Source organism: Cellulomonas sp. NPDC057328, assembly GCF_042667215.1.
GTDB lineage: Bacteria > Actinomycetota > Actinomycetes > Actinomycetales > Cellulomonadaceae > Cellulomonas.
Window position 1 is genome coordinate 1 of sequence record NZ_JBHUZW010000029.1, and the last position, 13,308, is coordinate 13,308.

Consider the following 13,308-nt stretch of genomic DNA (forward strand, 5'->3'; position numbering starts at 1 on the left):
CCCCCGGCGAGCGCGCCGGAGGCTGGTCGAGGAGCTCGTGCAGGGGTCGTACGCCCTCGTCGCCGACCGGGCGCCCACGACGTCGCAGTGATGCGGGAGCCGCCGTCGTCGGAGGTGGACGACGCCTCCTGGCGGGAGACGTCGGTCGAATCCGCGTCGGACGCCGGCCTGGACGAGAGCGACATCAGGGCGTCACCGAACCTCCCGCAGCCCATCTCCGCCGCCTTGTCGATGGTGACGTGGTCGAGCAGGACCTCGTCTTCGGGCGGCACACCCTCTCTGTCGGTCTCCGCAAGAAGGTCCGGAACGCCGGAGCGCGTTCGTCGACGATGAGATCCTCGAAGTGCTGCGGGTCATCGATCAGCGAGGGGTAGCCCCACAGCGCCGATACGGGGCCCCGGGAGCCGTCGAGGAACTGCGCGAAGCGCCACGACGACGGTACGCGTCCGTCGACCACGTCGAGCAGATCGAACGGCACCCAACCGACGTGAGTGCCTCGTGTGACGAGGAGAGCCGTCAGCGTGCCGCGCGCAAAGCTCGACGCATGCACCACGTACACAACTTCCTGGTGCAGCTGTAGAGATTCAGTCGAGTGCCGCCCAGCCGTCCTCCGCATCCCGACGATGATTCATCGACGTGTGTTGAGAGACTTCCGGTACTGGAGACAGCTCTGTGCCCGGTGTCGCTCGAGCCGGGACGGCCGGCTCAGGCCCCTGGTGGCCGCTGACGGTCCCCTCTGACCGCACTCCCGCGTCGAGGACCGGCTCGGCGGGCGAGACGCCGTCAGCCGTCGCCGCGTGCCGCTCGCTCGAGCGCGGCGATGTCGATCTTCGTCATGCCGTAGGTCGCGGTGACCACGCGCTGCGCCGCGTCCGGGTCGAGGCCGTACATGTGGTGCTCGGCGATGGCGGCCGTGATCTGCCAGGTGAGGCCGAACCGGTCGGTGACCCACCCGCACTCGGCCGGCTGACCACCCTCGCTCAGCGCGTCCCACAGGCGGTCGATCTCCTCCTGCGTGTCGCACTGCACGAGCAGGCTGATGCCTTCGGAGAAGGCGAAGTCCGCCCCGCCGTTCACGGCCAGGTAGGTCCGTCCCAGCATCTCGAACCTCATGGTGCGGACCTCCCCCTCAGGACCGGGCTCACCAGGGCCGAAGCGGGTGACACCCGTGATCCGCGAGCCGGGCAGCAGGTCGGTGTAGAACCGGACCGCCTCCTCGACCCGGGTCGGGAAGGCGAGGTGGGTGATGACGTCCTTCACGGATCGGTCCTCCTGAGGTTGCGCGGCGCCGGCGGTCCATCCGCCTTCCCAGCACGACCGGACGGCACGACGGAAGTCATCGGCCTGTCGTGCCGATGACTTCCGGTGCGCGGGCGGTCGCGGCTCACGTCCCTGTGCGCGGGTGGTGGGCGCACCGTCTGCGGCCTCCATGCCGGCGACCCACGCCTCGACGTCCGCCGGCGGGGAGCGGAGCTGCCGACCGACGCGGAAGCCGCGCGGTCCCCGCCCCTTGGAGCGCACGTCGTACAGGGCCTGTGGGGAGACCGAGAGGTCCTTGACGAGCTCGGCCACGGGCGTCGTCGCCTGCGTGGGCGACGTCACGTCCCACCGGCACCGGCCTGGCCGGCGCCGACCTGACCGACGAGCAGAAGCAGCTGCTGCTCGACGTCGTCGCGAACTGGGTCGGCTCCGCCGACGAGCAGACCGCCACCGACGCCCTGGCCGAGATCGAGGCCACGCTCGACGGGACGTACGTGAGCTGGTCCGGCGCGATGGTGCAACGACATGACGCAGGGCGACGGGATCTCCTTCCTGATCTCCGGCCCGGGCGGGCGACGACCTCCGAGTTTCGTCCCGGCGCACGTGAGCCGGCCCGTCACCCGTCGGACCGAGCACCGCGATCGGCCGGCGGGCCACCTGCAGGACGCCCGCCGCCCGGGACCTGGGCGTCGTCCTCCCCGAGGCCGGACAGGCCCGCGTCCTCCCGGGTGTCGCCCGCGTCGAGCGTCGCCGACAGGTCGGCGAGCACGACCTGCGCACCTGCGTCCACGCCGGACGTCACCTCGGTGAGCTCCGTGCCCGTGGCGCCGACCTCGATCTCGACCGTGCGCACGGTGCCGTCGTCCGCGAGGACCTGCACCGACGTCGTCCCGCCGGACGTGCGCAGCGCGGAGGTCGGGACCGTGAGGACGTCCTGCGCCGCGGCGACCGCGACGTCGACCTGCGCGGACGCGTCGTCGAGCACGCGCGCGTCCGTCGGGTCGAGCGTCACCAGCACCGGGTACGCGGGGGTGGACGTCTCGGAGACGTCGAGCACGCCGACGCTGCTCACCGTGCCGGTCAGGTCCGCGTCCGTGGTGCCGACGCGCACGCGCGCGTCCTGGCCGACGGCCACGGCGTCGACGGACGTCAGCGGGACGGTCACCTCGACGACGTGCCCGTCGCCGCCCAGCACGGTGACGACCTGCGTGGTGGACGACGCGCTGACCGTGTCGCCCGGTGCGACCGCAACCGCGCCGACCGTGCCCGCGACCGGGCTGGTCAGCGTGGCGAGCGTCGCCTCGTGCTCGGCGACGGCGAGCTCCTGCTCGCGCAGGGCGACCTGGGCGCGAGCGGCCAGGACGGTGGCGGCGGTCGCGACGACGGCCGTCGTGCCGGTGGCGGAGCCGCCGGTCGTGCCACCCGTCGAGCCGGGGCCGGAGGACCCGCCGACGTCGGCGGAGGTCGTCCCGGCCCCGCCCGACGCGGAGGCCGCACCCGGCGTGGCGGAGGCCTCCGCGCGACCGGAACCCGGGGCGGTGCCCGACTCCCCGCCATCCCCAGCCCCGGTGCCGGATCCGCTGCCCGCACCGGCCGCGGCCGCGGCGTCGACCGTCGCCGCGAGCTCCTGCACGGCCGCGTCGAGCGCCGTGCCGGCCACGTCGAGCGCGGCCAGCGGGTCGGCGAGGGCGCCGCCCGCCGAGGTGAGCGCGGTCTGGCACGCGGCGAGCAGGGCCTGCGCGTCGTCGAGCGCCACGGCGCCGGGCGCCGCGGGCGGCGCCGCCGTCGTCGGCGTGCCGGTGCCCGTCCCCGCGGTCGCGTCCGCGTCGGCGGAGGCCGCGGCGCCGTCCTCGCCGGTGTCCGTCTCCCCCGCGTCGGCGACCACGACCGCGTCGGCGTCGACGGCGAGGAAGGCCGTGCACGTGTCCCCCGACCAGGCGTCGGAGACGCCCGCGACCGCGGTCGCCAGCGCGTCGTACGCCGCCAGGAGCTGGTCCTGCGCCGCCGTGACGGCCGCCCGGGCGTCGGCGACCGTCGTCGACGGCGCGGCCGTCGCGTCGTCGGCCGGCGTTCCGGTGGTCGCTGCGAGCAGCGTCGAGGCCGCGGTGGCCGGTGCCGCGCCCGCCGTCGCCGCGACGGTCCGCACAGCGGCGGTGGTGGCCGTGGTCGCGGCGGCCGGCGTCGCCGTCGCGCCAGCCGTCGTGGTCCCGGCCGCGGCTGACCGGGAGGTCGAGGCGCCGCCGGTCGACGCGCTCGCCGACGCCGTGCCGGTGGCCTGCGAGGTGAGGTCGTCCTCGAGGCGCTGCTGCGCGTCGGCGAGCGCGGACCCGGCGTCCTCGACGGCCGCCGCGAGGTCGGCCGGGTCGAGCGTCGCGAGGGTCTGGCCCGCGGTGACGACGTCACCCACGGCGACGTCCACGGTGGCGACCGTGCCGGCCACCGCGAAGGCGGCGTCGCGGCGGGTCGCGGACGTGACCGTGCCGACGGCCGTCACCGTCTGGGAGACGGTGCCCGTCGCGACGGTCGCGGTGCGGTACCGCGCGGCGTCCTCCCCGTGGCTGAGCGCGACCGCTGTCCCGCCGCCGGCGACCGCCAGTGCGAGGACGCCCGCGGTGACGGCGACGACGCTGCGCCGCCCGCTGCGCCGCCCGCTGCGCCGCCCCCGCGCGGCACCCGTCGCGGGCACCGCCGGCGCGTCCGTGGATCGAGGGACCTCGTGCGTGTCACGCATCGGTGCCCTCCCCCGCGGTCGCGTCGCCGGGTCGCCCGCCGGCGCCGCCTCGGCCCGCCGGTGCGGTGCTGCACCCGTCGGCGCCGGGGTCCGTCAGCGCGACGGAGGTCGCGGTGACGGCGCCGGCGTCGTCGGCCTCGCCGCGGACGGTCGCGCAGCGGCCCACCGTGAGCACGGCGGCGTCGGCGGCGACGGTGCGCGTGTAGGTGGTCGCGTCGTCGACGGTGACATCCTGCGTGGTCGACGTCCCGTCCGGCGACGTGACCGCCACCGTGAGGGCCGTGCCCGACACGGCCGTGACGGTCCCCGTGGTCCCGCCGGCCCATCCGCCGCGCCCGCCCGGGCCTCCGCCGGGTGCGCCGGTCGGGGCGTCCGTCGGGGCGTCGGCAGGTGGCTGCGGTGCGTCCGTCGGCCGATCCGTCGGCGCGCCGTCGGGTGCGCCGCCCAGCGGCCGTGTGCCGCCCGGGCCGACCCCCGAGCCGGCGGCGCACACGCCGTCGACCGGGTCGCTCACCGTCACCGCGGTCGCGGCGTCCGTACCGTCGCCGGCGCCGCCCGCGGCGCCCGCGGCGCCGGGCGTACCGGTCGTCACGGTGACGCACACGCCGGTCGTCACGTCGGCGAGCGTCGCGGCGGCCGTCGTCGTGAAGGTCGTCGCGTCGGTCCACGTGACGGCAGTCTGGCTGTCGACGCCCTGGACCTGCGCGGTGGTGCCGTCCAGGGCGACGACCTCGCCGCGCACGCCGCCGGTGCCGCGGGGTGCGTCGCCGTCGCCGGGCGCGTCGGCCGGGGCGTCGGCGGCGGCGTCACCGGTGGACGCAGGGGTGGGGTCGTCGGCGGCGGTGGCCTGCTGGCCGCACGCGGCGAGCAGCACCGCGAGGACGGTCGCGCCCACGGCGGCGGGCACGGCGGTGCGCCGCCGGCCGGCGGGGTTCCGGGTGGTGGGGTGCATGGGGTTCTCCTTCGGGAACGAGCCCGGACGGGCGGGTCGGTGGGTGCGTGGTCGGGGCGTGCGCGGGGACGTCACTGCGCGCGCAGGGCGTCGATGGGTGCGAGGCGCGCCGCGCGGGCCGCCGGGTAGACGCCGAAGACGAGGCCGATGACGACGGCCACGACCACCGAGCCGGCGACGGCGAGGCCGGACACGACGACGGACGAGCCGAGCACGGACGGCAGCACGCGTGCGGCCACGACGCCGACGGCGACGCCGAGCACGCCCCCCGTCAGGCCGAGCACGGACGCCTCGACGAGGAACTGCCGGCGGATCGCCCCGGGCGGCGCGCCCAGCGCCTTGCGCAGGCCGATCTCGCGGGTCCGCTCGGTGACGGACACGAGCATGATGTTCATGACGCCGATGCCCCCGACCAGCAGGGACAGCGCCGCGACGCCCGTGAGCAGGACGGTCAGCGTGCGGTAGACCGCGGTGGCCGTGGAGACGAGCGCGTCCTGGGACGCGACGGTGAAGTCGGCGGCGTCCGCGTCGGTCGCGCCGTGCAGCGCGACCAGCAGCTGCTCGACCTCCTGCGCCGCGGCGGACAGCCGGTCGCCCGACGCCGCCTGCACGTAGATCGTCGAGACCGCGGTGCGGGACGACCCTCCGACGAGCTGTTCGGCGGCCGTCGACAGCGGCACGAGGGCCACGTCGTCGAGGTCGCTCGAGCCGCTCGCGCCGGCCTCGGCGAGCACGCCGACGACCGTCAGGTCGGTGCCACCGACCGTGACGACCTGGCCGACCACGCGCGTGGTGCCGAACAGCTGCTCGGCGGTCTCGGGCCCGAGCACGACGACGCCCGCACGGTCGAGGTCGTCGTCCGTCGTGAGGAACCGGCCGGAGGCCACCTCCCGCCCCCGCACGTCGAGCCACGCGGCGGTGGTGCCGGTGACGGCCGTCGTCCAGTTGCTGTCGCCGGACTCGAGCGTGAGCTGCGCGGTCTTCTCCGCGGCGACGCCGGCGACGTCGGGTGCGACGACGGACGAGTCGATCGCCTCGGCGTCGCCGCGCGTGAGCGTGGTGCCGCTGCCGAAGCCGCCCCGCACGCCGGAGGAGTCGGTGCTCGAGCCCGGCGTGACGATGAGCAGGTCGGACCCGAGCGCGCTGATCTGCGCGCTCACGTCCTTCTGCGTGCCCAGGCCGAGCCCGACGGTCAGGACGACCGCGGCGACGCCGATGAGGATGCCGAGCACGGTGAGGGTCGAGCGCAGCGCGTGCGCGCGGACCGCCGCGAGGCCGGTGCGCAGGGTCTCCGTCCAGGTCACGAGGCCACCGCCCGACCCGGTCCGTCGGCGACGACCTCGCCGTCCGCGACCCGCACGACCCGCCCCGCGCGGGCGGCGACGTCGTGCTCGTGCGTGATGAGCACGACCGTGCGGCCGGCCGCGTGCAGCGCGTCGAGCAGGCTCAGCACGTCGGCGGTGGACGTCGAGTCGAGGTTGCCCGTCGGCTCGTCCGCGAGGACGAGCGCCGGGTCCCCGACGAGCGCCCGGGCGACCGCGACGCGCTGCTGCTGCCCGCCGGACAGCTCGCCCGGGCGGTTGTCGACCCGGTCGCCGAGCCCGACGCGCGCCAGGGCGTCGTGCGCGCGCTCGCGCCGCTCCGCCGCGGGCACACCGCCGTAGACCAGCGGGAGCTCGACGTTGCGCCACGCGGGCAGCGCGGGCAGCAGGTGGAACTGCTGGAAGACGAAGCCGATGTGCCGGTTGCGGATGCGGGCCAGCTCGGCCTCGTCGAGCGCGGACACGTCCTCGCCGGCGAGCCGGTAGGTGCCGGCGGTCAGGGTGTCGAGGCAGCCGAGGACGTTCATGAGCGTCGACTTGCCGGACCCGGAGGGGCCCACGACGGCGACGTACTCGCCCGTCGTGATGCGCAGGTCGACCCCGCGCAGCGCCTCGAACTCGACGGCGCCCGTGCGGTACGTCTTGCGCGCGCCCACCAGCTCGAGGACGGGTGCGTCGGCGGCGTGCGGTGCGCCGGGGGCCAGGAGCAGCTCAGTCATCGCCGCCGCCCATCGGTCCGCCGGGGAACCCGGCGCCGCCGTCGGGTGGCGTGAAGCCCTCCGGCGGTGCGCCGGGCGCCTGCCCCTGGCCGCCGTCGGTCCCGCCGCCCCCGCTCTGCCCGGCGCGGCCCGCGAACACCGTCATGACGACCTCGTCGCCCTCGGCCAGCCCGGAGACGACCTCGACGACGTCGCCCGACGCCTCGCCGACCTCGACGGCGACCTCCTCGGTCCCGTCCGCGGTGAGGCGGGTGACCGTCGTCGTGCCGTCGTCGCCGGTCGAGACGGCGGCGGACGGGACGGTCAGCACGTCGGTGCGCCGCTCGTAGACGATCGCGACGTCCACGGTCACGCCGTCGTGCAGGCCGTCGGGTGTGCCGGTCACCTGGACCGTCACGGGGTACGCGGCGGTGCCCGACGTGCTGCTGGAGACGAGCCCGACCTCGGCGACCGTGCCGAAGACGGTGCCGGTGAGGTCGTCGGAGGTGATCTCGACCTGGTCGCCGGCGGCGACGTGCGCGGCGTCCGCCTCGCCGACGGTGGCGTCGACCTGCCAGCCGTCCGTGCCCACGACCGTGAACGCCGCGACGGAGGTCGTGGCCGAGGCTCCCGACGTCCCGCCCGGGGACGCCGCCGAGGACGACGCGCCCGAGGCCCCGGTGGTCGTCGCGCCCGTGGTGCCCGAGTCGACGACGTCGCCGACGGTCACGCCGACGGACGTCACCACGCCTGCGACCGGCGACACGAGCGTCGCCGCGGCGACGTCGGCCACGGCTCCGTCCACGTCGGCCTGCGCGACCGCGACCTGCGCGACCGCCGCGTCGACGGCGGCCTGCGCCGCGTCGCTCCCGTCATCCGCGTCCTGCGCCGCGTCCAGGTCTGCCTGCGCCTCGGCGAGCGTGGCCCGTGCCTGCAGCACGGCCGCGTCGAGGTGGAGCGTGTCGACGGTCGCCAGCGTCTGGCCGGCGGTGACCGTGTCCCCGGCGGCGACGGCCACCGCGGTCACCGTGCCCGCCACGGTGAACGACACGTCCTCGTGCACCGCGGGCGTGAGCGTGCCCGTCGTGGTGACCGTCTTCTCCAGCGTCGACAGCGACGCCGCGACCGTGCGGGTGGCCGGTGCTTCCTGCGCGCTCGCGCCCGTCCCGCCGCGCCACCACAGCCACCACACCAGCGCACCCACCGCAGCGAGCGCCACGACTCCCGCAGCGACGCGGCTGCGTGGGCCGCTCCTCCTCCAGACGCCGACCATGATCTCCCTCCCCGCCCCGCAGGGCTGGATCCGGCCGGTGGGACCCGGCTGCCGTGGACGCTAGGGAGCGCGGCTGGGCCCGCCGTCAGCCGGTGCTGTGCGCGGGCTGTGGAGCGAGCGCGCGGCGCGGGACGGCGGCTGCCCGGCACTCAGGGCGCGCCGACATGGCCGGCACAGCGTCGGCACAGCGGCGGCTCGGACCGTGGACCGCGAGGCCGGTGGTGGTCACCGGCCCGGAGAGGACACGACCATGAGGATCACGAAGAAGGTCGCGACCGCCGGCGTGGCCGGCGCCCTGACCGTGGCGTGCGTCGCCGTGCTGGCGGCGCCCGTCTTGGCCGCCGTGCCGGAGGACGGGACGGTCACCACGCGGGCGGAGGCGGTCGTCGAGGCGCTGTCGGGCCTGGTCGACGACGGCACGCTCACCCAGGAGCAGGCCGAGGAGGTCGCCACCACGCTCGACGGGTCCGACGCCCTGCGCGGCGGACCCGGCCGCGGCGGTGGCCGCCACGTCGACCTGTCCGCCGCGGCCACGACGCTCGGCATGACGCAGGACGAGCTGCGCACGGCGCTGGAGGTCGACGGCACCTCCCTCGCCGACGTCGCCGCGGCGCAGGACGTCGAGACGTCCGTGCTGGTGGAGGCCCTGGTGGCCGCGCAGACCGAGCGCCTGGCGCAGGACGTCGCGGACGGCGACCTCACGCAGGCGGAGGCCGACGAGCGGGTCGCGGCGCTGCCCGAGCGGGTCGGCGCGCTCGTCGAGGAGGAGCTGCGGCTCGGGGGGCGTGGGCACGGCCCGCGCGGCGGAGAGCGGCCTGACGACGCAGCGGCGGACGAGCCGGCGACCGACGGCACCGCCTCCTGAGTCGGTGCGACGGCCCGGTGCGCGTGGGCGTACCGGGCCGTCGTGCGTCCGCGCCGACGTGCCTGACGTCCGGACGCACTCAGCCCTGCCCCGTCCGGCCGGGCACTCAGCGCGGCGCGTCGGGCGGGTCGGCCGGCAGCGTGACGGTGAAGGTCGCGCCGGGCCCGCGCCCGACGTCGATCCGGCCGCCGTGGGCCCTGACGACGGCGTCCGCGATCGCCAGCCCGAGGCCGCTGGACCCGGATCCCGGGGACCGGGCGGCGTCACCGCGCGCGAAGCGCTGAAAGAGCCGGTGGCGCAGGTCGTCGGGGATGCCCGGGCCGTCGTCGCGGACCTCCAGCTCGACGGACCCCTGCGCTCCGGAGGTGACGGAGGTGACCACCGTCGTGCCGGGCGGGGTGTGCACGCGCGCGTTGGCGAGCAGGTTGACCAGGACCTGACGGAGGCGGTGCTCGTCACCGAGGACCACGGTGCCGGCAGGGTCGTCGTCCTCCGGGTCGGGCAGCTCGAGGCGCCACACGTGGTCGGGCCCGGCCGCGTGCGCGTCCGACACCGCGTCGAGGGCGAGGGCAATCATGTCGACGGGCCCCCGGTCCAGGGGTCGTCCCGCGTCGAGCCGTGCGAGGAGCAGCATGTCCTCCACCAGGGACGTCATGCGACGCGACTCGGACTCGACCCGTTCCAGCGCGCGCACCGCGTCGGGAGGGAGCTCCTCCGGCATCCGGCGGACCAGCTCGGCGTACCCGCGGATCGACGCGAGCGGGGTCCGCAGCTCGTGGCTGGCGTCGGCGACGAACTGGCGGACCTGGGTCTCGCTCTCGTGCCGGGCCCCCAGCGCGGCCTCGACGTGGCCGAGGAGGCGGTTGAGGGCCAGACCGACCTGCCCGACCTCCGTGGCGCGGTCGGTGTCCGCGTCGGGGACGCGCTCGAGGGCGGCGACCTCCCCGCGGTGCAAGGGCACGTCGGACACGCGGGCGGCCGTCGCGGCGACCCGGTCGAGCGGACGCAGCTCCCGGCGCACCAGCACGCCGCCGGCCACGGCCGCGAGCAGGATCCCCAGCGCCGCGATCACGGCCTCGGACACGACGTAGTCCTCCACCGTGCGCAGGGCCTCCCGGAGCGAGAGCCCCGTCACGACCAGGCGCCCGTCGGTCGTCGTGGCCCCGACGACGCGGTACGGACCGAGTCCCGGCAGGTCGACGGTCTGCGGCTCCCCGTCGGTGGGCACGTCCTCGAGGACGGCCGCCTGCTCGGCGGTCAGCGGCTGGTAGTCACCGTCCTCGTCCAGGTAGGCGGCCTCCGTCACCCCGTCGACGACCTCGAGGGCGATCGTGCCGGCGGCCTGCCCGGGCACGCCCAGGCCAGGAGGCGGGCGGCGCGCCTCCGTGCCGTCGACGGCCGACCCCGGCGACCACGGGAGGCCGACGCGTGGCCCGGCGCGCACGCCACCGGCGCGCTGACCGGCGGCGCGCACCTGGTCGTCCAGCTGGTCCACGAGGGTGGCGCGCAGCGCGAGGGTCGAGATCACGCCGGTCGCGGCCGTGACGCCCACGACCAGGGCGACGAGGACGGTGACGAGGCGGCGACGGAGCGTCCAGCGCGTCACGTCGACGCCGCGGCGTCGCCCGCCGCCGGCTCGGCGGGGCGCAGGACGTAGCCGACACCACGCACGGTGTGGATCATCGGGGCCCGGCCCGCGTCGATCTTGCGCCGCAGGTACGAGACGTACAGCTCGACGATGTTCGCCTGACCGCCGAAGTCGTACTGCCACACCCGGTCGAGGATCTGCGCCTTGGACAGCACACGGCGCGGGTTGCGCAGGAAGAACCGCAGGAGCTCGAACTCCGTGGCCGTCAGCTGGACCGGCTCGCCGTCGCGCCACACCTCGTGCCCGTCCTCGTCCATCCGTAGGCCGCCCACGACGAGGTCGGTGTCCTCCGCTGCGGCCGTTGCCCCGGACCGGCGCAGCAGCCCACGCAGCCGGGCGACGACCTCCTCGAGGCTGAACGGCTTGGTCACGTAGTCGTCCCCGCCGGCGGTGAGGCCGGCGACCCGGTCCTCGACCGCGTCCTTCGCCGTCAGGAACAGCACCGGGACGTCCGGGTGCACCTGGCGGATGCGGTGCAGCACCTGCAGCCCCGTCATGTCGGGCAGCATCACGTCCAGGACGATGACGTCGGGACGCTCGCCGCGGACCGCCCGCAGGGCCGCCTGGCCGGTCGTCGCCGTCTGCACCTGCCACCCCTCGTACCGGAGGACGGTCGCGAGCAGGTCCCCGATCGCCGGCTCGTCGTCGACGACGAGGGCCTGCACGGGCGACCCGTCGGGGCGCACGTCGGTCCGGCGCCCGGGAGCACGGGTGTTCGCGGTCATGTCGTCCATCCTCCGGGGATCTCCGGTGGGGCGCCTGGGACGCACCTGTGAGGGCGCTGTGCAGCCGGATGCAGGAGGGCGACGCCTCGATCGACCCGGCTGCGCGGGGCTCACCGCCGTGCCACAACCGCCACACAGGATCCCCATAGCGACGGGCCGCAGAGTCGCACCATGACGACGAACACGCACACGACCAAGCGCCCCGGCCGCGTGAAGCGGGCCCTGATGGGGACGACGAGCCTCGTCCTTGCCGGTGGCCTCCTGCTCAGCGGCTGCGCCACCGACACGGCCACGTCCTCGACGTCCTCGTCGAGGACGACGACCTCGTCCACGACCGCGTCCGACTCGGGCTCGGGCTCGGGCTCGGGCTCGACGGTCGCGGCCGCCGCCCAGGAGGTGACCACCTCCACCGCGAGCACGACCGCCGAGACGATCACGAACACCTCCGCCGCGGTGGAGGCGTTCCTCGCCACCCTGTCCGACGAGCAGGTCGAGGCGGTCACCTACGACTACGACGACGCGACCAAGTCCACCTCGTGGTCGAACTTCCCCGTGACGTTCGTCGAGCGCGCCGGGCTGAACGTCGCCGATCTCACGGAGGAGCAGCAGGTCGCCGCGCTGCAGGTGCTCGAGGCGCTGCTCAGCGACGAGGGCTACGCGACGGTGTCGAACATCATCGCCGGCGACCAGTACCTCGCGGACACCAGCAGCAGCACCGAGGACTCCCTCGGCCAGTACTACATCGCCCTCTTCGGCGACGCCTCCTCCGGCAGCCCCTACGAGATCCAGTTCGGCGGCCACCACCTCGGCATCAACGCCACCCTCGACGCCGGCACCGACGCGATCACCTTCGCCCCCACCCACCTGGGCACCCAGCCCGAGGTATGGACCGCCGCCGACGGCACCCAGGTCGAGACCTTCGGCACCATCTACACGACCGCGTTCGCGTTCTACGACAGCCTGACCGACGAGCAGAAGGCCGCGCTCTACCAGGGCGAGAACGTCGCCGCGATGGTCTGCGCACCCGGCAGCACCTGCACCTATCCGACCGGCACCGGCCTGGCCGGCTCCGACCTGACCGACGAGCAGAAGCAGCTGCTGCTCGACGTCGTCGCCAACTGGGTCGGCCTCGCCGACGAGCAGACCACCGCCGACGCGCTCGCGGACATCGAGGCCACGCTCGACGAGACGTACGTCAGCTGGTCGGGCGCCACGGTCTACGACATGACGCAGGGCGACGGCATCTCCTTCCAGATCTCCGGGCCCGACGTGTACATCGAGTTCGCCTCGCAGCAGGGCTCGGCCGGTGCCGACGTCGACGGCGTGGTCACCTCCGGCTGGGGCCACGTCCACACCATCTACCGCGACCCGGGCAACGACTACGCGAACAGCGTCGAGCAGCAGGAGGCGGCCGGCGGCATGGGCGGCGGCGCACCCGCCGGCGGCGGCCCGCGCGGTGGCACTCCCCCGGCCGGCGGCCCCGGCGGCACGCCGCCCACGGGCGACACGAGCCTGCCGGCGACAGAGGGCTGAGCCGGCACGCAGAGCACCCAGCAGCGGCGCGGACCCTTCCTCGGCCCGCGCCGCTGCCCGCAGGTACCGCGCGTCAACGACGCGTTCTTTCTCGGCGGCATCGAGAAGGCGAAGGTGCTCGAAATCCTCAGGCCCCACATCTTCTTCGACGACCAAGCGAGCCACCTAATCACCGCCGCGAAAGTGGCGCCCAGCGTTCATGTGCCCTTCGGCGTGATCAACGAGAATCGGGACAGCAATGGGGCGCCGGCGGATCAACCGGCCTGACGGCGACGGGCCCTTCCTTCCAAGAGCCCCGTCC

General features: G+C 75.6%; 10 protein-coding genes and 2 pseudogenes. 4 read left to right on the plus strand and 8 right to left on the minus strand.

What is annotated here, in order from left to right; translation table 11 throughout:
* Window positions 1-783: 783 nt before the first annotated feature.
* Window positions 784-1,260 (minus strand): VOC family protein, encoded by a 477-nt coding sequence (locus ACFUMH_RS07600; RefSeq protein ID WP_378202835.1) that lies wholly within the window; start codon window positions 1,258-1,260, stop codon window positions 784-786.
* Window positions 1,261-1,658: 398 nt separating this feature from the next.
* Here ACFUMH_RS07600 and ACFUMH_RS07605 point away from each other — a divergent pair.
* Window positions 1,659-1,721 (plus strand): annotated as a pseudogene (locus ACFUMH_RS07605) (hypothetical protein); the annotation flags it as partial.
* A gap of 155 nt (window positions 1,722-1,876) precedes the next feature.
* On the opposite strand, the gene ACFUMH_RS07610 reads toward ACFUMH_RS07605, so the two are convergent.
* The 5 genes from ACFUMH_RS07610 to ACFUMH_RS07630 form a co-directional block, all read right to left on the minus strand.
* Window positions 1,877-3,991: an HlyD family efflux transporter periplasmic adaptor subunit gene (locus tag ACFUMH_RS07610; protein ID WP_378202838.1), complete on the minus strand. Its 2,115-nt coding sequence runs from the start codon at window positions 3,989-3,991 to the stop codon at window positions 1,877-1,879.
* The gene (locus tag ACFUMH_RS07615; protein WP_378202840.1) at window positions 3,984-4,943 is read right to left on the minus strand and encodes a hypothetical protein; all 960 of its coding nucleotides are present in this window, start codon (window positions 4,941-4,943) and stop codon (window positions 3,984-3,986) included. The genes ACFUMH_RS07610 and ACFUMH_RS07615 overlap by 8 nt, the downstream gene beginning before the upstream one ends.
* Before the next feature lie 71 nt (window positions 4,944-5,014).
* Complete coding sequence (locus tag ACFUMH_RS07620) at window positions 5,015-6,247, minus strand: ABC transporter permease (protein ID WP_378202843.1); 1,233 nt, start codon at window positions 6,245-6,247, stop codon at window positions 5,015-5,017.
* Window positions 6,244-6,984 (minus strand): ABC transporter ATP-binding protein, encoded by a 741-nt coding sequence (locus tag ACFUMH_RS07625; protein WP_378202846.1) that lies wholly within the window; start codon window positions 6,982-6,984, stop codon window positions 6,244-6,246. The genes ACFUMH_RS07620 and ACFUMH_RS07625 overlap by 4 nt, the downstream gene beginning before the upstream one ends.
* Window positions 6,977-8,182: a biotin/lipoyl-binding protein gene (locus ACFUMH_RS07630; protein WP_378202849.1), complete on the minus strand. Its 1,206-nt coding sequence runs from the start codon at window positions 8,180-8,182 to the stop codon at window positions 6,977-6,979. Before ACFUMH_RS07630 ends, ACFUMH_RS07625 begins: the two co-directional genes overlap by 8 nt.
* Window positions 8,183-8,486: 304 nt before the next feature.
* Here ACFUMH_RS07630 and ACFUMH_RS07635 point away from each other — a divergent pair, with 304 nt between their 5' ends.
* Window positions 8,487-9,101: a hypothetical protein gene (locus ACFUMH_RS07635; protein WP_378202852.1), complete on the plus strand. Its 615-nt coding sequence runs from the start codon at window positions 8,487-8,489 to the stop codon at window positions 9,099-9,101.
* 106 nt (window positions 9,102-9,207) lie between these two features.
* Here ACFUMH_RS07635 and ACFUMH_RS07640 read toward each other — a convergent pair whose 3' ends face one another.
* Both ACFUMH_RS07640 and ACFUMH_RS07645 read right to left on the minus strand, forming a co-directional pair.
* Complete coding sequence (locus tag ACFUMH_RS07640; RefSeq protein ID WP_378202855.1) at window positions 9,208-10,707, minus strand: sensor histidine kinase; 1,500 nt, start codon at window positions 10,705-10,707, stop codon at window positions 9,208-9,210.
* Window positions 10,704-11,474 carry a response regulator transcription factor gene (locus ACFUMH_RS07645; protein WP_378202858.1) on the minus strand — a complete coding sequence of 257 codons (771 nt, stop codon included), beginning with the start codon at window positions 11,472-11,474 and terminating at the stop codon, window positions 10,704-10,706. Before ACFUMH_RS07645 ends, ACFUMH_RS07640 begins: the two co-directional genes overlap by 4 nt.
* A 171-nt stretch (window positions 11,475-11,645) precedes the next feature.
* On the opposite strand from ACFUMH_RS07645, the gene ACFUMH_RS07650 reads away from it, so the two are divergent.
* On the plus strand, window positions 11,646-13,007 hold the full coding sequence (locus ACFUMH_RS07650; RefSeq protein ID WP_378202862.1) for a DUF3500 domain-containing protein: 1,362 nt from the start codon (window positions 11,646-11,648) through the stop codon (window positions 13,005-13,007).
* An 81-nt stretch (window positions 13,008-13,088) separates the two neighbouring features.
* Window positions 13,089-13,274: pseudogene (locus tag ACFUMH_RS07655) on the plus strand (5'-nucleotidase); the annotation flags it as partial.
* Window positions 13,275-13,308 lie beyond the last annotated feature (34 nt).